The sequence below is a fragment of the Paenibacillus sp. FSL H8-0457 genome, from assembly GCF_038051935.1.
GTDB classification, from domain to species: Bacteria; Bacillota; Bacilli; order Paenibacillales; family Paenibacillaceae; genus Paenibacillus_AQ; species Paenibacillus_AQ lautus_A.
On record NZ_CP150293.1, the window covers coordinates 6384403 to 6405000 of the forward strand.

Consider the following 20598-nt stretch of genomic DNA (forward strand, 5'->3'; position numbering starts at 1 on the left):
CTGAGCGACCGCGATTCGGAAGTAGGTTTTCTTGCGACATAGAATTTCATCAACTCCGTTGATAACTTATAAATCCTATATCTAACACGAAGTGAATCAGGAAGCAGCTCGGCATCGAATCTTGAATTCTGCCGGGACTTCCGGTGCTCACGTACCCAAAACGTACGCTCCGCTCCTCACTCCCTAGCTTCATCCAACCTTCTCGGTGCTGAAAATCCGACTTTTTGAACTCGCACTTTAAGCCAAATATTCAAATAATATCGTTTTGTCCGCCTGCTGAAGGGAAACTCTCAGCCGGTCTCCGTTCTTCAGCTCCGTCCCGTTCGTTGCATCCAGAGCCCGTCCGGACTTCTCGATGACGGCTGAAGAAAGGTTCTTAAGTATGATGCGGTCGTTCTTGCCCGGCATGAACAGGATTTTCTCCGTTTCCTTGAGCTCCGGAGCAAGCTGCAGAAGCTGATGCAGATTGAACTTCCCTTTGAAGGAAGTCAGCTTCTTGTATTGCGGGGACGTCTTCTCCCCGGTGTTCTCATCCCTGATCTCAATCACGATTTGGCCGACAAAGCCCTTATTCGCTTTCTTTATCGCGCCGAGAATGAAATAAGCTGCCGCTCCAACAATGAGCAGCGCCGCGATGCCAATGATTACGGGCCATAATGGAAAAGGTTTCGCATCCTCGCCCGCGGTCATCTCCTTCCCGCCATTGCCGGAGCCGGAGGCTGCCGCCTTCGCGCTAATCTTCACAGGCGGGCTTTCACGGTAGAAGCTCTGCTCCTCCGCACGTACCCTCAGCTCGTAGTCATGCTTCTGCGGAATCTTGTAATCCCCTACAAAGCTGCCTTCTTTGTTCTCTAGTTCGACCTCCGACTCGTCCCCGGTGTCCAGGTCCTTGATCAACAGCTTGGCCGTCATATTGCCGTACTGTTCTTGGTCCTGCAGCTTCTGTCCATTGCTGACGAGGTACGCGTTAATGTCAATCGTATCCCCTGCCTTTACATTGGAAGATGGCGGAGGATCCATAGCCAGCTCCAGGTCGTAGTTGAACACAAGGTTGATGTCGATTTTGTCCTTCGATACACCCTTCACCTGCAGCTTCCAGTCGCCTTGCTGCGGCTTCAGCAGCTTGAGCAGCGAATAGGAATTGGACGTGGAGCGCAGTACGCTAGCCGAAGGGATGCTCTGCTCAGCACCGGCGGGATCAACCAGCTTCACGTCCACGGGGCTGGAGGACATAATGGAAATGTTCGCTTCCAATACGTTGGCATTCGGCACGCGGACCGTAACCTCCTGATAGCTTCCGTTGCCGGTAATCGACTGTACCGGAACGATCTTGAGCTGCTGGTGGCTGGCAAAAATCTCGCTTAATATTTGCGGAAGGTCATCCGCCGAACTCGTCGTAAAGGATTTGCCCCCCGTTTGGTTGGCCAGTTCAGCCAACGTTTCTTTGTTCAGCTTCCCGTCGGCATTGAGTCCGATCGTATAAATCGGAATACCGCTTCCCTTGGCCTCCTTGACGGCTTGGTTCAACTGCTCTGACGCTTCCTTGCTCGTCCTGCCCGTATTCGGATCCAGATCATTGTTACCGTCGGCCAAAACAACGATCATCGGCGCATGAGCCGGGTCCATCCCCTGCTTCAGCACCTTCACGGCTTCATCGAGACCGACGGACATATCGGTGTACGGTCCGCGATCCAGCTGATTGATAAATTCTTTCAGTGCGGTTTTGTCCGCCTCCGACTGAATTTCAAGCAAGGCTTTCTCCCGCTGAATCCGGTCGGTATAGGAAACGATGCCGACCTTGTCGCCGGTTGTCGCCAGCATGTCGATGAACATCTTCATCGCTTCGCCGCTAATTCGCTCCGGATCGCTATTTTTCATCGAATTGCTGGCGTCCATCACCAGTACGGCATCGATGTTGGAGCCTTGGGAGGCAGCCGCTGCCTTAGGCAAGGCTCCTCCGCTCCAGGTCATGATCAGCAGCACCGCTGCCATCAGAGAGAGCAGCCATTTATTTTTACGATGCATAGATTTACTCCTTCATCCATTTAGTCGAGCATCGGCGGATGTCTCGGTTCGTTAGTCAGACACTAGTTAACTGTAGGCAAAAAGTCTTAAAATCACATGAAAGGAAGCTTAAAATAATAACCGAAATATCCATTTCCCTAGTGTGTTTATATAGAAAATCCCATGCCAGTCACTAAAATATCCCAGTACTATGTCCATATGATATAATTATACCTGCCAAAGTTCAACATCATCAGTCGTGCCACCCGGACTTAGGACACAAGGCTCACCCGCATTTTCGAACCAATTTCGATACCGAAAGGAACCGACATATGATTACATACGGATGTCTCGGGATTTTGTTTCTTTTTGTCATCATCAAGATCACGGCCTATTCCAAGCGTAAGAAGAACGCCCCGACACCGGAGCAGCTGCAGCAAACTTTGCTTGAAGCGGCCAACTCAAAGAGGGAACAGCATGGATAAGAAAAAGCCGGTACAACTTCGTCCCTATTCTAAAACGAGATATGTCTACCAAAAGTTAAGGGTTTGCAAACATTGCCACAATTTCACGATTCTTTGGGAAGACAGCTGCGCTCACTGTAAACGCCAGACCCTGGTCCCCGTTATGGAACTTGCAGGGAGCATGGCCAAACGGTCCATGCAGAGCGATCGGCTTCTTTTCTACATTATAGGACTTTCCGCCGTGCTTCTCGGTCAGACCTTCTTGCAGATCGCGATCGCCTTTGCCTGCATGTTGGCCCTGCTCGTATGGTTATGGCTGACCCAGCGGCGAATGCTGCATACCGAGACCCTGCACGCGCTGGACAAGCTTATAAGAAGTCATCGAGAACAGATTCTGGAAGGCCTCGATCTGAACAAAGCGACGGCCGCCGCCGCCATCAAGGAAGATGCTCAGCTAGGCTTTGAGATCGTCAGGGAAATTGCTTCGTTGGTCCGGAATGACCGGATTCGCCTGCAGCAGATCGTCCTTCTGCAAAGCTTCAGCCTCCGCAAGGATATGGATCTTGAACTCGAGCCCTTGCTTCTGGACGAGTTTGATCCGGACCTGGCCGCCTATATCGGAGAAATCGCCAAAATTAAACGCGAGCTGATCAACAGCAAAGCCATTTCTTACCTGCTCGATCATGAAGCTGACATTTTACGGATGGAGCATGGCAGGCAGATTATGATCGACGCTGTCGGAGCAGCGGTACGGAAGAAAAAATATATCGATACGTTTCCTGATTTCATTAGCCGCTATGCGGATGGATTGCCAAGGTATCGCTTCCTCCGCCTGTATCAGATCGTGCGCCGCAATCCCGGCTTGTCGTGGAACGGCCTGCGGGATCGGGTATCGGCGATTTATAATGAACACTACCGCTCGGACCCTGATTTTCAAAAATGGGATTAGAGGGGCTATACCGTTATGACGATGAAAAACACGCTAACCCTGCGAAATTTGTATCTTTTTTTATGTATCGTCCTTCTGCTGCTGATCGGGTATAAGGGAATTCACATCTATCAAAAAATCGAGGCGATGACGCAAGCCGAGTCGTTGTATGCCCAGAAAAAGCTCGTTCAGGCAGAAGAGTGGTATCAGAAGGCCCGGAATAACCGTTCCCTTCTATATAAAGAAGATCTGCTTGCTTCAAGGCTGCAAGAGCTTGCGCCCATTACGTCCATGAAGGAAAGTCTCTCCTCTCTTGATCATCGATTAAGCCAGGTCGGGGAGGCCGGAGATTTCTCCGGCTTCATGAACGTATATGCCGAATTGCTTGAGACGGAGAAGAAGTTCTCGGAACAACAGGGCTCCCTCGCCTCGTATTACGACGAAATTGCGGCGTTCTATGGCATACCCGATGATGTGAAACGGACATTCCTGCAATTCATCGATTTGTTTACGCGCAGGGCCGACGAGCTGCTTGAAGAGCAGCAGTACGAGGATAACAGCTTTAAATGGAATCTACTTCGCATTCCGGATTCTTTCTACGGCAGCGAGAAACAGAAGGATGAGAAGCTGCTCCGCCTGTTCCAGCGATACGACGAGATGGTTTTGACCCGCCTGGCAGGGGCCGGGCAGTATGCCGACCTGTTGAATTGGTCGCAATCCATGGGTTCCGAGTATGCCAACCGGTCGATATCGGCTGCCTGGTTGAATCGAAAGGCCGATGAACTTGTGTATGCCATGCTGCAAAGGGATGTGCAGCGGGAACAACCGGCCGTTTTTGCAGCTCACGCCTCAGGCTACAGAAAGTACCTGGAACGGAACGAGCGGAAGAACGCGGAGATCATGGCGTATATTCAGAATGAGATCAACCGCTGGGTCGCAGCGGCCGATGGGATGGTACAAAGCCAGAACTACGAGGAAGCGGTCGCACTCTATGTGGCCTTGTCGGGGTACCAGGATATGAGCGGTAAACGGCAAGCTGCCGAATTGGCCTGGACGATCCACGATCCGATTCGTTTGTTCCACATGGCCGGTCTGAAAGGCAGCTTCAGCTACGTCAGCGGAGGCGGCACTCGTTTCGGAGGATTGGCATATGCCATAGGGGTCGACGAGGGGAGCATCATCTACTTAGCGGTCTTGAATGCCGATGAAACGGTGCAATTATTCCAAAACCACGATTACCCGTCCGATGTCGCGATCCATGAGGTTTCAGTCGAGGAATCGCTTAGCACCGAGAAGAATCCGGTCATCCTTGTGGAGGGCTCTGCGGGGACCGACTTGGTTTTCTATTCAGCCTATGAAGCCAGAGATTCTAATCTGACGCCGCTGTTCCAATTTACGGCCGAAGGCTACCAGGTGCTGCCGGACAAATCTTTGCTGGTCACGAATCTGGAAGGAGTCAGTCCGGACGAGATCGCCATCTTTGAGCGTCAAGGAGACCAATACGGATTCACTGGGTATCAGGTTCAATATAACGACATCGATATCGCTAATATCGAGGGTTATCCGAATGAGAAAGTACGCTTCTCTGTCCATATCCCGCAAGGCGGCTATGGCGAAGTCATTGCCGAACGTGATGGATACTATATCGTCTTGAGGGGAGACTTGGATTTCCCTGCGGGGAGCGCGACGTTAATCGGATCGTTCCATGGCGAGTATCAGCAGCGGGAGATCCCGGTAAGCAGCCAACCACCTGCGTCTCCGGACCCTGCCGAGCCGGAGACCGGACATGTTGACGGAGATCATCTGGATGAAACTGAGAATCCAAGCGATCCCGTCACTTCCGAGGAGATCAATCCGGATGATGTTCAACAAGACCTTAGCGGAAGCAGCGAAAGCGCCGCATCCGGTCAGACCACGAAGGTGCCTGTCATTCAGGTGGAATCGATCGAGTAAGTTACTGAATCTTTAATCACTTTAATATCTTGAATCCTTCTTAACATGACAAAAGGCTTCGCCCCTAATCACCAGGGGCGAAGCCTTTTCATTAATAAATTCAAGCGAGATGAATCCTAAATTTCATTAACAGAACAACTAGAGCAGATCTTAATTGCCCGCTCCTGCCTTACTCCACCGTCACGCTCTTCGCCAGGTTGCGCGGCTTATCCACGTCGTTGCCACGGGCAAGCGATGCGTAGTAGGCAAGCAGCTGTAGCGGTACGACAGACAAAGCTGCCGTCAAGATCGGCAAGGTCTTCGGAATGGCAAAGGCTTGATCCACGGATTTCAGCAGTCCGGCCACATGCTCTTCATGCGTAATGGCCATCACTTCCGCGCCGCGGGCCTTCACTTCCTTGATATTGCTCACCGTTTTTTCAAGTACGGTTTCTTGGGTTGCCAAGGCAATGACCGGAATTCCCTCTTCAATCAGGGCAAGCGTACCGTGCTTCAGTTCGCCGGCAGCATAAGCCTCGGAGTGAATGTAAGAGATCTCCTTCAGCTTGAGGGAGCCTTCCTGAGCTACGGCGTAGTCTTGGCCACGGCCGATGAAGAACAGGTTCTCATGCTCAGCAATCTGCTCGGCATATCCCTTGATCGATTCCGCGTTGGTCAGCATGGACTCTACCTGTTCAGGCAGTGCTTCCATTGCTGCAATCACTTCAGCAACGGCGTCTTCTGTCATCGTACCGCGCACTTGAGCCAGGTACAGACCAAACAGATAGAACGCAATCAACTGCGAGGTGTAAGCCTTCGTGGAGGCTACGGCAATCTCCGGACCAGCCAGGGTGCCAAGCACATCGTTGGCTTCTCGGGCAATCGAGCTGCCCACAACGTTCGTGATGGCCAGAACATGAGCGCCATGGCTTTGCGCTTCACGAAGCGCAGCCAAGGTATCTGCCGTCTCGCCGGATTGGCTCACAACGATGACAAGGGTTTCCGGCGTAACGATCGGCGAGCGGTAACGGTACTCGGACGCCACGTCATTTTCGACCGGAATGCGCACCATCTCTTCGATCACGCTGCGTCCCACCAGCCCGGCATGGTAAGCCGTACCGCATGCGACGATCTGAACATTGCGAATGTTCTTGATCTGTTCCTGTGTCAGCTTCAGCTCAGGCAGAACGACTTTACGTCCGCTCTCATCCACACGGCCCAGCATCGTATCCCGGTATGCTTTTGGCTGCTCGTGGATCTCCTTCAGCATGAAGTGATCGAATCCGCCTTTTTCCGCTGTAACGGCATCCCAGTCGACACGAATCATTTCCCGAGAAATAAAGTTCCCCTCAATGGTCATTAATTCGACAGCATCTGCCGTCAGCAGGGCCATCTCTCCATCGTTGAGAATATAAACGTTACGCGTATATTTCAAAATAGCCGGAATATCAGAACCGATGAAGTTCTCTCCTTCGCCAAGACCGATAATAAGCGGGCTTGCTTGACGCACAGCCACCAATCGATCCGGCTCATACTCGGTCAATACGCCAAGGGCAAATGCGCCTCTCATGTAAGAGATCGCCTTCTGCACGGCCTTAACGATATCTCCGTCATATTCTCGCGCAATGAGATGGGAAATAACTTCCGTATCGGTCTCGGAAGCAAACTGGTGTCCTTGACTGATCAGCTCTTCCTTCAGCTCCAGATAGTTCTCAACGATCCCGTTATGAACAACGGAGAACTTCTGGCTTTCGTCCGTATGCGGATGCGAATTCACGTCCGATGGACGGCCATGGGTTGCCCAGCGGGTATGACCGATACCTGCGGTCCCTACCAGGGGTGCAGACTCCAGTCGCTCCTCCAGATTGGCAAGACGTCCTTGTGCCTTCGCAACGCGCAGGCCTTCATTCGTAAAGACGGCAATCCCTGCTGAATCGTATCCACGATACTCAAGCTTTCTCAATCCCTCGATCAACACCGCTTGCGTTTTCTGATTTCCAATATATCCGACAATACCACACATTGTATGATTCCTCCGTTCGATTTCCCTATAATAGTTAGGCGGAAATAGAACACGGCAGCATCTGTGCGGCATCAGGAAAGAAGAATGATCTATTCAATTATCAACGTTCAAGAAACTCAGCAATTTGTTAGGCTGTTTAGTTGAACAGACATGAATGCACTCTTCTTCCACCGCGCTGCCCTGTTCTAGATCGCACATTCATGTTTTGTATATAAGTGATGAATACGCATCTGCGAATACGTTGTAAGAACGGTCGCCCATTCCTTTTCCGTTATCCGCTTACGGTTGATGCATAACCGAGAGGTCCCCGCCGAATAATCCGAACACCTCTACCTCGTCAACTTGCGTTCTGCCGTTTGGTTATCCTTAGCATGGCTATAACCAATCCCCGCGCAGGTACAAGCTCTGGCGCTTATAAAGCTTGAAGTAACCTCACGATCCTCGCTTTCTATATCTTGAATGACATCCTTTATTATATTCATGCCCTATCACTTTGGCAACTCGGCTGGTTCCTGACAATGCCAAGCCCTACCTAGGATGAACCCCATGAATGACACCGAATGGCCTATTTTCGCAAGCGATGCCGAACAAGCACCTCTTTGCAGGCAGGACAGGGGGTGTTGCGCTTTCATTCGACCGGCATTCTGGAAAACAGCGGGCCAGTGAACCGAAACTTCATAGTTCACTGGCCCTGACAGAAATTAGTGTGCTTTCCTTAAAAAATACACCCTTAGTCTTACGCCAATTCCCGCTTCACCACGTCTGCAATCTGTGTTACATAACGGTCAAGCTCATCTTTGTCCGGGCCTTCCGCCATGACGCGAATGAGGGATTCCGTTCCCGATGGGCGCACCAGGACACGACCGTTATCCCCCAGAATGCCTTCAACTTCAGCAATCGCAGACTCGATAACGGTATTGCCTTGGTACTTGCTCTTATCGCCAACGCGGACATTAACGAGTACTTGCGGATACTTACGCATGCTGCTCTTTAGCTCATGCAGCGGCTTGCCGGAGGCTACCAGCGTATCCACCAATTGAATCCCGGTCAGAATGCCGTCTCCTGTGGTGTTGTGGTCCAGGAAAATGACATGTCCCGACTGCTCGCCGCCCAGGTTGTATCCGCCGCGGCGCATTTCTTCCATGACGTAGCGGTCGCCGACTGCCGTTTTTGCCGTCTTCAGCTTCAGGCTGTCGCATGCTTTATAGAAACCGATGTTGCTCATCACGGTCGAAACGATCGTACCTTCCTTCAGCTTGCCGGCACGGTTCATGGCATCCCCGCAAATGCACAGGATGAAATCGCCGTCCACTTCCTCGCCTTTAGCGTCAATGGCAATCAGGCGATCCGCATCTCCGTCAAAAGCCAGTCCGAGGTCAGCGCCATGCTGGAGTACGGCCTCAACGAGTTTCTCCGGGTGAGTCGATCCGCAGTGATCATTGATATTCAGGCCATTCGGCTCAGCGCCGATGGTGATCACATCCGCACCCAATTCACGGAACAGTTTCGGAGCGAGCTCATACGCAGCCCCGTTTGCACAGTCCAGCACGATTTTCAGGCCGTCGAACCGGTTGCTGATCGTCGTTTTCAAATATTCCAGGTATTTATACTTAGATTCGTTATCTACCAGCAATTCACCTAAATCAGCCCCGATCGGTCGCGGCAGATTGTCGGTTTCCGCATCCATCAGCTCTTCAATCTTGAGCTCGGTTTCATCCGACAGCTTGAAGCCGTCGCCACCGAAGAACTTGATGCCGTTATCCTGCACCGGGTTATGCGAAGCCGAGATCATAACGCCCGCATCAGCCTTCAAAAGTCTTGTAATATAAGCCACCGCCGGCGTACTTACGACGCCAAGGCGAATGACGTGTGCGCCAATGGACAGCAGGCCTGCAACCAGAGCCGACTCCAGCATAGCGCCGGATACCCGGGTATCCATCCCGATGATAACGGTTGGCTTCTCTTTATCGCCCGTAAGCACATAGCCGCCGCAACGGCCGATGCTGTAAGCCATTTCCGCCGTCAATTCTTGATTCGCAACCCCTCTTACTCCATCTGTACCAAAATATTTCCCCATGTTTTATATACTCCTTTATCTACTCTTCGATATTATCCATCATTGGATGTTTCTGTGCCCGTTGTTCCATCGCTTGATCCGTCTCCCGGTGGATGTGATGGGTTTTCTCCTGACCCGGAGTTATCCGTGCCCTCATTCGCGGGAGGCGTCTCCGGATCCTCCCCTTGATCATTGCCCGTCCCTGTTCCAGTTCCAGTGCCCGTTCCCGTCCCCGGTACATCAGGCTTGTCTTTGTCGGTTCCCTCGTTGTTCGAAGTACCCGGGTTCGTTGTCACGGGTTTCGAATTATCCTTGAGCTCTATCTTTATCACAGGGCGATCCTGGTCCGTGCGGTTGATGAAATTAGGCAGCGTAATCTGCAGCGGAATTTCATGAACGCCGGCTTTCAAGCCGGTCGCGTTCGCTTCAACCCCAATATCCGTTGGCTCCAGACTATTAAGCAAGTCAGGCGCACCGGTGAGCGTCAGGGAGATCGTCTTCGTCTTTGGATCCGTAATGACGGCATCCAGGCCGGAGGCGACACCTTTTAACGTGATCGGAATGCCGGTAATCTCCCGTTCTCCATGCGATACAGCCGTAACTTCAACCGTTACAGAGCTCGGCTCGATTTTCTCAAAACCTTCAGGCGGCGTCAAGTCGGCCGTAAGCACTGTTGTTCCCGAATTTCTAACTTCTCCCAGATTGATGGCGGCTTCGATATAGGTCTCAGCTCCTGCCAGTACCTCTTTGCTGCCGAACAGCTTCACTTCTTTGACCTTCTGTTCTACCTTGGATAAGACAAACCCTTCCGGCAGCCTTCCGGTATATTGAAGCTCCAGCGGCAGGGTGACAAATGCAGGCTCAATCGGTACTTCAGCTGCTACCGTAGCAGGCTCAATGACCGCATCCTCCATTTCGGCGCCTTCTTTATCATATGCTGTTAGCTTGACTCGTTTCTCCGTAATCTTCTCTTTGGCTCCATCAAGCTCCACGTTACCTTTGACCTGCCCTAAATTTGCCATCGACGATTCCGGCAGGGTAACCGTGACTTGCCTTGGGTCAATCAGCACGGGCGTTCCGGCCCGGTAATCTTTAGCAGGCTCGCCCTTCGTGCCAATACTTACCGTCACGGATTTCGACACTCTCGGCTCTACGGTCACCGTAACAACGGATGGTTCCATCGATACCATCTCCACGCCGCTTGGGATGGAGTAGGTCAGGGGAAGTGTGTGCGTACCAGGTTCTTTGACGTTGCTCAGATCGAGTTTTACTTTATATTCGTCGGTCAAAAGCGAAATATTGGATTTCTTCCCCCGCACCTCGAGATTCACGCGATCTTGATCAATGCCGGTTAGCACATATTCGCCGTCATCAAATCCATAGGTTTGAATCTTAACGCCTTCAATGATCTTGGTATCATAAAAGGTCGTCGGCGGTGCGGGCGTTCCGCTGTCCATATGAACCATTGCCCATAACAGAATGCTGACAGCGAGTGCAATGAGCTTGCTTGCCGTGTTGTTCTTGATCCATTTATCCATTGCTGCCGTCCCCCTTCCGTTTCCAGAAGAACGTGCGTTTCTCCTTGATGGACGCGGCAGGTCTGAGCTCCTCATACAATTTCGATATCAGAGACTCTTCCTTAATATCCCGAACCACTTGTCCATTTAAGGCCAGCGATACTTGCCCAGTCTCCTCGGATACGACAACCGAAATCGCATCCCCCACTTCACTGATTCCGATAGCTGCACGGTGCCGCGTCCCCAGCTCCTTACTGATGAAAGGATTCTCCGATAGCGGCAAATAACAGCCTGCGGCCGCTATTTGGCCGTTCTGAATTATGACGGCTCCGTCATGGAGAGGCGTATTCGGTATAAAAATGTTGATGAACAATTCCGAGCTGATCACCGATCCCATCGGAATTCCCGATTCTACGTATTCATTTAGGCCTGTCGTCCGCTCAAACACGATCAGCGCCCCGATTTTGCGCCGCGACAAATAATTAACCGCCTTAATGGTTTCGCTGATTAACTTATTCGTTTCCTCGTCAATATCCGCGGTCCGCCCGAACAGCTTGCCTCGGCCGAGCTGCTCCAGACCGCGTCTGAGCTCAGGCTGGAAGATAATAAAAATCGCCAGCACCCCAAAGGTAAAGATCTGGTTCATCAGCCACTTGAGCGTATACAGATCAAACCAGGTGCTCAGCGCCCAGATGACCACCAGCACCAAAATTCCTTTGAGCAGCTGGACCGCCCGCGTGCCGCGGACGAGCAGAATCATCTGGTATATTATATAAGTAACGATAAGGATATCGATGATATCTTTAATGGATTCACCCCAGGTCATATCTGTGAAATACTCCACCATACAGCAACCCCCGTCATTTCCTTTAAGTGCGGGCCCAAAAAATCCGGTTCCTTCGAAGATGAACGCCCTGGTTTGAAACCGAGCCTGCTTTCCATCATCCTTCTAATCACGCGGAGATTCTTGAACATCCTCTTTAATAACGCATGAGACTATATATGTAGTATGTACTCTACACTCTCTAGGTTATAACGTTAATCTTTCCGATGCAAGCGGACTCCCTCCGCTTTCCATGCAAATCCGCATAAAATCAACAAAAGAAGCGCCGTCTTTTCACTGAAAAGAGGCGCCTTTGCTTCGTAATTGCGGTTTTCACCTAGCGGTAAGCGGCATCTGTAAACAGAGTGGAGATCTTATACCATATCCAATCCATGGCTCTATCTATATCCTTCACTTGACCCGCTATATGCGCGGTGGAAGCCTGAAATAATTCTCCGTCGATAACGGTCACATTGCCATTAACCTGACCGTAAACCTTAGTCTTTCCGTTCTCGACCGTAATATCTCCCGTGATGATCTGATCCGGTGGAATAATGACCGTATCCCCTTCAATCACCAGCTTTTCGAATTCATCGCTCTTTACAACCAGCTGAGTGTCCTGACTCCAGAAACTGATCGTGCTAAAGAGCATGACGACCAAAAACAAAGCTGCAGCCGTGATCGCAGGATGATTCTTAACCCATTTGACCCAAGCTTTTTGTTTCTTGGGCTGCGGCAGCATGCCCATTATACGTTCCGTTAAATCATCGGATGGCTTGGTCGCATGATGAGTTAAGGAAAAAAGAAGCATATCGGTATGCTCCAGCTTCTCGAAGTAATTCCGACAGTCAGCACAATCCAGCAAATGCTTCTGCAATTCTAGCTGCTGCGGGTCGGACAAGTCATTATCCAGATAATCATGCATCAAAGAGACGGCTAATTTGCAATCCATTTGTGAGCCAATCCTTTCATTCAATCTCTTTGCTGGGTCTATCCCCCCTAGGGGCATAAGACTTGCTTATTGTTCATACGTGCCGGAATCGGGGATGTTTCAACTTTTTTAAAAGAAAATCAGAAAAAAATTACGGGCACTGACTTTCTGATTTCCGCAAGAAAAAAAGCGCCCTTAAACGCGGTCTCTCTTCCTCAAAGAACGGCGATAGGCGTTTTTTCCTCACAATTTGTACTCTAATTTTTTCCGCAAAAATTCGCGTCCGCGATGTACGCGCGTTTTGATCGTTGTTACAGGCAGGTCCAAAATCTCGCTGATCTCTTGCAGGGATAAATCCTGGATGTACCTTAAAATCATAATGGTCTTGTACTTTGCAGGAAGTCCGTCAATGGCCTGATGGATAATGCGCTGCGTTTCCGATAGCAGCATCTCGCTCTCAGGCGTACGATTATCGCTTGGGATCAGGGAGTAGCCGTCCATACCTTCGCTTTCGTTCAGGTCGGCGTCCAACGAGAAAGAAGGCTTGCGCTTGCGCAGCCGATCAATGCTAAGATTCGTGCCAATTCGGTATATCCAAGTTGAGAACTTCTGGTTCTCGTCATATCGGTCAAGGTTCTTGTAAACACGCAAAAAAGTCTCTTGTACGACATCCTCGGCCTCATGGCGGTTGCTCAGCATCCGGTAAGCCAAATGAAAAATCTTGTCTTTATAAAGCTCTACGATTTCGGCAAATGCCCTTTGGTCCCCTTTTCGGGCCAGCTTTGCCAGTCTTACATCCAAATTGTCCACCATAATTCCCCCAGAATGGTCTGATGGGTAACGTCTAAAAACGCATCATTCAAATCGTAATTCAACTGTTTCTAAAAATCAACAATAATTCAAAAAGAATCCCATTCGTGTATCAAAGACAATTCACCTGCAGCCGATACTTTAATCATTAGGACGCAAGCTGCGCATAGATGAAAAAAACGAGGTCCCTCTAGGGAACCTCGCCTTATACTATCCCTTTCAAACAGCTTTAGCTTCTGCAGGGATCAGCCTGTATTGCGAAGCCCGGCGGCAATGCCGTTGATGGTCAGCAGTACTTCCCGAAGCAGATCCGGATCATCCTGCTCCTGCTCCCTTAGTTCACGCAGCTCGTTAAGCAGTTGAACCTGCAGATAGCTGAGCGGATCCACGTAAGGGTTGCGGAGTCTTATCGATTCCTGCAGAACCGGCTGGTTATCCAGAATATCCTGTTGTCCTGTAATCTTAAGAACCAGCTCTTTCGTCAATTTGAATTCTTCCTGAATCAGACCGAAGATGCGCTCGCGTGCTTGATCATCCTTCGTCATCAAGGAATACTCCTTGGCGATGATCAGATCTGCCTTGGCAAGTGCCATCTGAAGGGTATCGATCAGGGACGTAAAGAACGGATAGCTCGTGTACATCTGTTGAAGTACCTTCATATTCTCTTCCTTGCCTTGGTAGAAGCTCTGTAAGCCCGTACCAGCCGCGTACCATGCCGGAAGCAGGTAACGACTCTGCGTCCATGCAAACACCCAAGGAATGGCTCTCAGGTCCTCGAAACGGTCGCTGTTCTTGCGCTTGGAAGGCCGGGAACCAATATTCAGCTCGCCCACCTCAGGAAGCGGCGTGGATTCCTTGAAGAAGGTAAGGAAATCCGGATCGCGGAATATCAGATCCTGATATTTTTTCTGAGAAACGGCCGAAATGCTGGAGGAAATCACTTCCCACTCTTTTTCGGTCGATTCTTTTTCAGGGTAACGGGCATTCAGGGAAGCCGTAATCAGTGCTGAGGTCGCCTGATCCAAACTCCGGTAGGCAATGCCCTTCAAGGAGTAACGGGACGAAATAACCTCGCCCTGCTCCGTAATTTTGATGCCGCCTGCAATGGTCGATGCCGGCTGAGCCAAAATGCTGCGGTTCAGAGGCATACCGCCGCGTCCGAGCGATCCGCCGCGTCCATGGAAGTATTTTACCTTGATGCCGAATTCATTGGCTACGGCCGTAATCTCTTTGAGTGCTACCTGGAGCTCCCAGTTCGCCGTAATGGCTCCGCCGTCCTTGTTGCTGTCAGAGTAGCCCAGCATGATCTCCTGCAGTTCGTTCATGGCGCTCACCGCTTCACGGTAGATCGGCAGGCTGAAGAGCTTGCGCATGATATCCGGGGCGGCATGAAGATCGTCAATCGTCTCGAATAATGGAGCAGCCTGCAGCGTAGCGATTACGGAACCGTCGTTATCCTTCCGGAACAGCCCGACTTCTTTGGCAAATACCATAACTTCCAGAATGTCGCTTGCGCCCTCGGCCATACTGATCAAATAACTGGAGATGCATTTCACGCCGAATTCCTGCTGCGCACGGAAAACGGTACGGTATACTTCGAGGCATTCCTCGGTGCTGTCGCTATACTCCTGATAAGGCGTAGTCAACGGACGCGGATCGTTAAGCAAGTTATTGAGCAGTTCGATCTTCTCGTCTTCGCTCAATTGGGCGTAGTCCTGCGTCACGTTCATTTTCCGCAGAATTTCGGCCATGGCATTCTCATGCTCTTGGCTATGCTGTCTGATATCCAGCGTTGCGGTATGGAAACCAAACAACTCCGCCTGGCGAATCAGCTTTTGAATATAGGTGTCTGCAACATAGTCAGCAAAATGGAAACGCAGGCTTCGATCAATGATTTTCAAATCCTCGATGAATTCCTCAGGGGTCTGATAACGCTCGCCGCCCGTCATGTTCTCATCCAGAATGTGACTCATTTTAGCCAGCATATATACCAGTTTTACACGATAAGGCTCTTTCTCATTGTGCCAAATTTCCATCTTCTTCAGTGTTACATGCTCGCGGTCTTTTTCAATGGATTGAAGCAATTCATCCGAAACGTTAACGATTGACGAGCTGAAGCTCAGGTATTTCATGAATTCACGCAAAATCCGTTGGTATTCACGAATCGCCAGCTTCCGCTGCATTTCAAGCGTTCTCCATGTTACGTCCGCCGTCACTGAAGGATTTCCGTCCCGATCGCCACCGATCCACGAACCGAAACGCAAATAGGTTGGAACGTGCCAATGGTGACCCGGATAATATTTAGTTAGGCAGCGCTCCAGTTCTTGATAAACCTCTGGCAGAATGTGAAACAGGGTTTCGTGAAAATAATACATACCGTTTCTGACTTCATCCAGAACAGTAGGTTTACGGTCACGAAGCTCATCGGTTTGCCATAGCGTAATCACTTCATTCAGTAGTTTCTCCCGAAGCTGCTCCCGTTCGCGGAACGTCAGTGTCGGATTGTCCAGCTGCATCACATCGTCCGCTATCCGTTTATGGATATCCAGAATAGCCCGACGCATCGCTTCTGTTGGATGAGCGGTCATCACCAGCTCAAGGGATAGACTTTCGAGAATTTCTTGAACTTCTTCAAACGTAATATTGCGCTCTTTCAAATCCTGGACTGCACTTTCGATGGAACCTGGTTGAACACTTTCCCCGGCGGAACGCTCGTAATCGCGTTTACGCCGTATGCGATGATTCTGTTCGGCGATGTTAACCAATTGAAAGTAAATGGCAAACGCGCGAATCACCTGATGGCGAATGTCGGGTTCCAGCGTGCTGATGATCCTTTTGAAATCTGCAAACAATTCTGGCAAGAATACGGATCGCAACGATTTACTCGTTTCGCGAATTTTCTCAACTATATCTAAAAGCTCATTGCCTCCTTGATGGACAAGAACTTCTCCAAGAATATTGCCAAGGAACCGTACATCTCGCCGCAGCAGATTGTTGGAATTGCTTTTTGCGGTTACTGTAAGTTCAGTCATGCTACTCCTCCCATCTCAACCCGTTTCAGCAGTTTATCTATAGGACGTAACGCCTTCCTAACATCATACAATAAAAGCGAATGAAAATCTGCATTTTTCAGGCGAAAAAATTAGCCAAATCGACAAAACTCATGGTCATGTTATACCCATAGCCCACGGACATTAGTCCTATAAACCGTTGATACGACAAGCATTCTTTATTGCATTAACACTTCGCAGGATAGTCGTATGAATATGTAAAAAAAACATCACACACGGTGATGTCCTGCTTATGTATGGAGCGGGTGATGGGAATCGAACCCACGCTACCAGCTTGGAAGGCTGGAGTTCTACCATTGAACTACACCCGCATATCAACCCACAAAAGTGACGTTATGCTTCAAAGCATATTCCGGTTACTTTTGCCGGGCCTCAATTCTTAAGCAAATCGGGATGACACGATTTGAACATGCGACCCCCTGGTCCCAAACCAGGTGCTCTACCAAGCTGAGCTACATCCCGATATTAATCTTTTTTGAAAATGGCACGCCCTGAGAGATTCGAACTCCCGACCTTTTGATTCGTAGTCAAACGCTCTATCCAGCTGAGCTAAGGGCGCAAATGGAGCGGACGACGGGAATCGAACCCGCGACCCTCGCCTTGGCAAGGCGATGCTCTACCGCTGAGCCACGTCCGCATTAATGGTGCGCGTGGAGGGACTTGAACCCCCACGTCAAAGACGCTAGATCCTAAGTCTAGTGCGTCTGCCAATTCCGCCACACGCGCACAAGATGAAACAATGGTGAGCCATGAAGGACTCGAACCTTCGACACCCTGATTAAAAGTCAGGTGCTCTACCAACTGAGCTAATGGCTCGCATTTCAGGCCACCGAAAATACTCGGAATCACCTTCAAAGCGTAACTTTACTATTTGGAGTAAAGTGGCTGGGGATATAGGATTCGAACCTATGCATGACGGAGTCAAAGTCCGTTGCCTTACCGCTTGGCTAATCCCCAAAATCGTTGAGTTACTTCTATCTTGCCGATTCTCGTTAGAATCATGCATGAAATGGTGGAGGCTGAGGGGATCGAACCCCCGACCCTCTGCTTGTAAGGCAGATGCTCTCCCAGCTGAGCTAAGCCTCCGTATAAACTCATGGGATTCTCATCCCCTGATGCAATAAAATAGTGGTGACCCGTAGGGGATTCGAACCCCTGTTACCTCCGTGAAAGGGAGGTGTCTTAACCCCTTGACCAACGGGCCACATTTTCATGATGCATGTCCAAACCAAAAGCGAATCTGGAGCTTCCAACCGGGATCGAACCGGTGACCTCATCCTTACCATGGATGCACTCTACCTACTGAGCTATGGAAGCAAGTGGCTCCCCGAACAGGACTCGAACCTGTGACAACTCGATTAACAGTCGAGTGCTCTACCAACTGAGCTATCAGGGAATATGTACCGCTTGGCGACGTCCTACTCTCCCGGGACCCTTCGGTCCAAGTACCATCGGCGCTGGAAGGCTTAACGGTCGTGTTCGGTATGGGAACGCGTGGAACCCTTCCGCCATCGCCACCAAACGGTTCAGATGCTTGATCACCTGAAAACTAGATACGAAACGATATTTGCAGCACATTGAAATATATTTTGGATAAGCCCTCGACCGATTAGTATTGGTCAGCTCCATGCATTGCTGCACTTCCACCTCCAACCTATCTACCTCGTCGTCTTCAAGGGGTCTTACATACTGGGAAATCTCATCTTGAGGGGGGCTTCACGCTTAGATGCTTTCAGCGCTTATCCCGTCCGTACGTAGCTACCCAGCCATGCTCCTGGCGGAACAACTGGTGCACCAGCGGTACGTCCATCCCGGTCCTCTCGTACTAAGGACAGCTCCTCTCAAATTTCCTACGCCCACGACAGATAGGGACCGAACTGTCTCACGACGTTCTGAACCCAGCTCGCGTACCGCTTTAATGGGCGAACAGCCCAACCCTTGGGACCTACTTCAGCCCCAGGATGCGATGAGCCGACATCGAGGTGCCAAACCTCCCCGTCGATGTGGACTCTTGGGGGAGATAAGCCTGTTATCCCCAGGGTAGCTTTTATCCGTTGAGCGATGGCCCTTCCATGCGGTACCACCGGATCACTAAGCCCGACTTTCGTCCCTGCTCGACTTGTAGGTCTCGCAGTCAAGCTCCCTTATGCCTTTGCACTCTTCGAATGATTTCCAACCATTCTGAGGGAACCTTGGGGCGCCTCCGTTACTCTTTAGGAGGCGACCGCCCCAGTCAAACTGCCCGCCTGACACTGTCCCCGTACCGGATTACGGTACCAGGTTAGAACCTAGATACGATCAGGGTGGTATCCCAACGTCGCCTCCACACAAGCTGGCGCTCATGCTTCTTAGGCTCCCACCTATCCTGTACAGATCGTACCCAAATCCAATATCAAGCTGCAGTAAAGCTCCATGGGGTCTTTCCGTCTTGTCGCGGGTAACCTGCATCTTCACAGGTATTAAAATTTCACCGGATCTCTCGTTGAGACAGCGCCCAAGTCGTTACGCCATTCGTGCGGGTCAGAATTTACCTGACAAGGAATTTCGCTACCTTAGGACCGTTATAGTTACGGCCGCCGTTTACTGGGGCTTCGGTTCACAGCTTCGGGTTTAACCCCTAACCGCTCCCCTTAACCTTCCAGCACCGGGCAGGCGTCAGCCCGTATACTTCGCCTTACGGCTTCGCACAGACCTGTGTTTTTGCTAAACAGTCGCTTGGGCCTTTTCACTGCGGCCCCCTCGGGCTATTCACCCTACCGAGGCACCCCTTCTCCCGAAGTTACGGGGTCATTTTGCCGAGTTCCTTAACGAGAGTTCTTCCGCGCGCCTTAGAATTCTCTTCTCGCCTACCTGTGTCGGTTTGCGGTACGGGCACCTTCACCTGACTAGAGGCTTTTCTTGGCAGTGTGAGATCATGACCTTCGCTACTGTAATTTTCACTCCCCATCACAGCCCAGCCTTACGATGTGCGGATTTGCCTACACATCAGCCTCACTGCTTGGACGGACATCCATCAGTCCGCGTCACTACCCTCCTGCGTCACCCCATCGTTCATAACGGTTTACGGTGGTACAGGAATTTCAACCTGTTGTCCTTCGATTACGCCTTTCGGCCTCACCTTAGGTCCCGACTTACCCTGAGCGGACGAGCCTTCCTCAGGAAACCTTGGGCTTTCGGCGGATCAGATTCTCACTGATCTTTTCGTTACTCATACCGGCATTCTCACTTGTATGCTGTCCAGCGCTCCTTACGGTACACCTTCAACCTACATACAACGCTCCCCTACCCCTGATGCAAAGCATCAAGCCATAGCTTCGGTGGTGTGTTTAGCCCCGTTACATTTTCGGCGCAGAGTCACTCGACCAGTGAGCTATTACGCACTCTTTAAATGGTGGCTGCTTCTAAGCCAACATCCTGGTTGTCTGTGCAACTCCACATCCTTTCCCACTTAACACACACTTGGGGACCTTAGCTGATGGTCTGGGCTGTTTCCCTTTTGACAATGGATCTTAGCACTCACTGTCTGACTCCCGGATATAAGTCTATGGCATTCGGAGTTTGACTGAGCTTGGTAACCCTTGCGGGCCCCGCACCCAATCAGTGCTCTACCTCCACGACTCTTCATTCCGAGGCTAGCCCTAAAGCTATTTCGGGGAGAACCAGCTATCTCCGAGTTCGATTGGAATTTCTCCGCTACCCCCACCTCATCCCCGCATTTTTCAACATACGTGGGTTCGGGCCTCCAGTGCGTGTTACCGCACCTTCACCCTGGACAGGGGTAGATCACACGGTTTCGGGTCTACGCCCACATACTAAATCGCCCTATTCAGACTCGCTTTCGCTGCGGCTACGGCTTCTCGCCTTAACCTTGCATGGGAACGTAACTCGCCGGTTCATTCTACAAAAGGCACGCCATCACCCATAAATAGGGCTCTGACTTCTTGTAAGCACACGGTTTCAGGTTCTATTTCACTCCCCTTCCGGGGTGCTTTTCACCTTTCCCTCACGGTACTGCTTCACTATCGGTCGCTAGGGAGTA

At 50.8% G+C, this 20598-nt stretch carries 11 protein-coding genes, 11 tRNA genes and 2 rRNA genes (1 of these 24 only partly in view); 3 read left to right on the forward strand and 21 right to left on the reverse strand.

The features are described from left to right. Positions 1 to 237 precede the first annotated feature (237 nt). A complete protein-coding gene (locus MHI43_RS28805; RefSeq protein WP_036663719.1) occupies positions 238 to 2025 on the reverse strand; it encodes a vWA domain-containing protein in 1788 nt (595 codons plus the stop codon). A gap of 311 nt (positions 2026 to 2336) precedes the next feature. Between MHI43_RS28805 and MHI43_RS28810 the strand changes: the two genes are divergently transcribed. From MHI43_RS28810 to MHI43_RS28820, 3 genes are all read left to right on the forward strand, one after another. Further along, positions 2337 to 2489: a hypothetical protein gene (locus tag MHI43_RS28810; RefSeq protein ID WP_009589533.1), complete on the forward strand. Its 153-nt coding sequence runs from the start codon at positions 2337 to 2339 to the stop codon at positions 2487 to 2489. A gap of 142 nt (positions 2490 to 2631) precedes the next feature. Next, on the forward strand, positions 2632 to 3417 hold the full coding sequence (locus MHI43_RS28815) for a hypothetical protein (RefSeq protein ID WP_341283191.1): 786 nt from the start codon (positions 2632 to 2634) through the stop codon (positions 3415 to 3417). A 15-nt stretch (positions 3418 to 3432) separates the two neighbouring features. Further along, the gene (locus tag MHI43_RS28820) at positions 3433 to 5349 is read left to right on the forward strand and encodes a hypothetical protein (RefSeq protein ID WP_036663716.1); all 1917 of its coding nucleotides are present in this window, start codon (positions 3433 to 3435) and stop codon (positions 5347 to 5349) included. A gap of 169 nt (positions 5350 to 5518) precedes the next feature. Here MHI43_RS28820 and glmS read toward each other — a convergent pair whose 3' ends face one another. The 20 genes from glmS to MHI43_RS28920 form a co-directional block, all read right to left on the reverse strand. Next, entirely contained in the window at positions 5519 to 7351 is a 1833-nt protein-coding gene (glmS, locus tag MHI43_RS28825; protein WP_009589530.1) for a glutamine--fructose-6-phosphate transaminase (isomerizing), read from the reverse strand. 736 nt (positions 7352 to 8087) lie between these two features. Next, positions 8088 to 9428 (reverse strand): phosphoglucosamine mutase, encoded by a 1341-nt coding sequence (gene glmM / locus MHI43_RS28830; protein ID WP_015737606.1) that lies wholly within the window; start codon positions 9426 to 9428, stop codon positions 8088 to 8090. Between the two features lie 32 nt (positions 9429 to 9460). After that, a complete protein-coding gene (locus MHI43_RS28835; RefSeq protein WP_015737607.1) occupies positions 9461 to 10945 on the reverse strand; it encodes a CdaR family protein in 1485 nt (494 codons plus the stop codon). Then, positions 10938 to 11771, reverse strand: a complete 834-nt coding sequence (cdaA, locus tag MHI43_RS28840) for a diadenylate cyclase CdaA (RefSeq protein ID WP_015737608.1) — start codon at positions 11769 to 11771, stop codon at positions 10938 to 10940. Before cdaA ends, MHI43_RS28835 begins: the two co-directional genes overlap by 8 nt. Positions 11772 to 12084: 313 nt before the next feature. Then, positions 12085 to 12699 (reverse strand): zf-HC2 domain-containing protein, encoded by a 615-nt coding sequence (locus tag MHI43_RS28845; RefSeq protein ID WP_015737609.1) that lies wholly within the window; start codon positions 12697 to 12699, stop codon positions 12085 to 12087. 222 nt (positions 12700 to 12921) lie between these two features. Continuing rightward, on the reverse strand, positions 12922 to 13491 hold the full coding sequence (sigW, locus tag MHI43_RS28850; protein ID WP_009589526.1) for an RNA polymerase sigma factor SigW: 570 nt from the start codon (positions 13489 to 13491) through the stop codon (positions 12922 to 12924). 242 nt (positions 13492 to 13733) lie between these two features. Further along, positions 13734 to 16520, reverse strand: coding sequence for a phosphoenolpyruvate carboxylase (ppc, locus tag MHI43_RS28855; protein ID WP_015737611.1), 2787 nt, complete (start codon positions 16518 to 16520; stop codon positions 13734 to 13736). A gap of 276 nt (positions 16521 to 16796) precedes the next feature. After that, a tRNA-Gly gene (locus tag MHI43_RS28860) sits at positions 16797 to 16870 on the reverse strand. 77 nt (positions 16871 to 16947) lie between these two features. Continuing rightward, positions 16948 to 17021 (reverse strand) — tRNA-Pro (locus tag MHI43_RS28865). Positions 17022 to 17041: 20 nt separating this feature from the next. Then, positions 17042 to 17118 (reverse strand) — tRNA-Arg (locus MHI43_RS28870). Positions 17119 to 17121: 3 nt separating this feature from the next. Continuing rightward, positions 17122 to 17196 (reverse strand) — tRNA-Gly (locus MHI43_RS28875). Between the two features lie 5 nt (positions 17197 to 17201). After that, positions 17202 to 17285, reverse strand: a tRNA-Leu gene (locus MHI43_RS28880). A gap of 14 nt (positions 17286 to 17299) precedes the next feature. Beyond that, positions 17300 to 17375, reverse strand: a tRNA-Lys gene (locus MHI43_RS28885). Between the two features lie 66 nt (positions 17376 to 17441). Next, positions 17442 to 17516, reverse strand: a tRNA-Gln gene (locus MHI43_RS28890). 53 nt (positions 17517 to 17569) lie between these two features. Further along, positions 17570 to 17645 (reverse strand) — tRNA-Val (locus MHI43_RS28895). A gap of 43 nt (positions 17646 to 17688) precedes the next feature. Continuing rightward, a tRNA-Glu gene (locus MHI43_RS28900) sits at positions 17689 to 17763 on the reverse strand. A 37-nt stretch (positions 17764 to 17800) separates the two neighbouring features. Then, positions 17801 to 17876 (reverse strand) — tRNA-Thr (locus tag MHI43_RS28905). A gap of 3 nt (positions 17877 to 17879) precedes the next feature. Further along, a tRNA-Asn gene (locus MHI43_RS28910) sits at positions 17880 to 17955 on the reverse strand. Between the two features lie 9 nt (positions 17956 to 17964). After that, positions 17965 to 18081: ribosomal RNA gene (rrf, locus tag MHI43_RS28915) — 5S ribosomal RNA — on the reverse strand. A 67-nt stretch (positions 18082 to 18148) separates the two neighbouring features. Continuing rightward, a 23S ribosomal RNA gene (locus tag MHI43_RS28920) occupies positions 18149 to 20598 on the reverse strand (it continues 478 nt past the right edge of the window).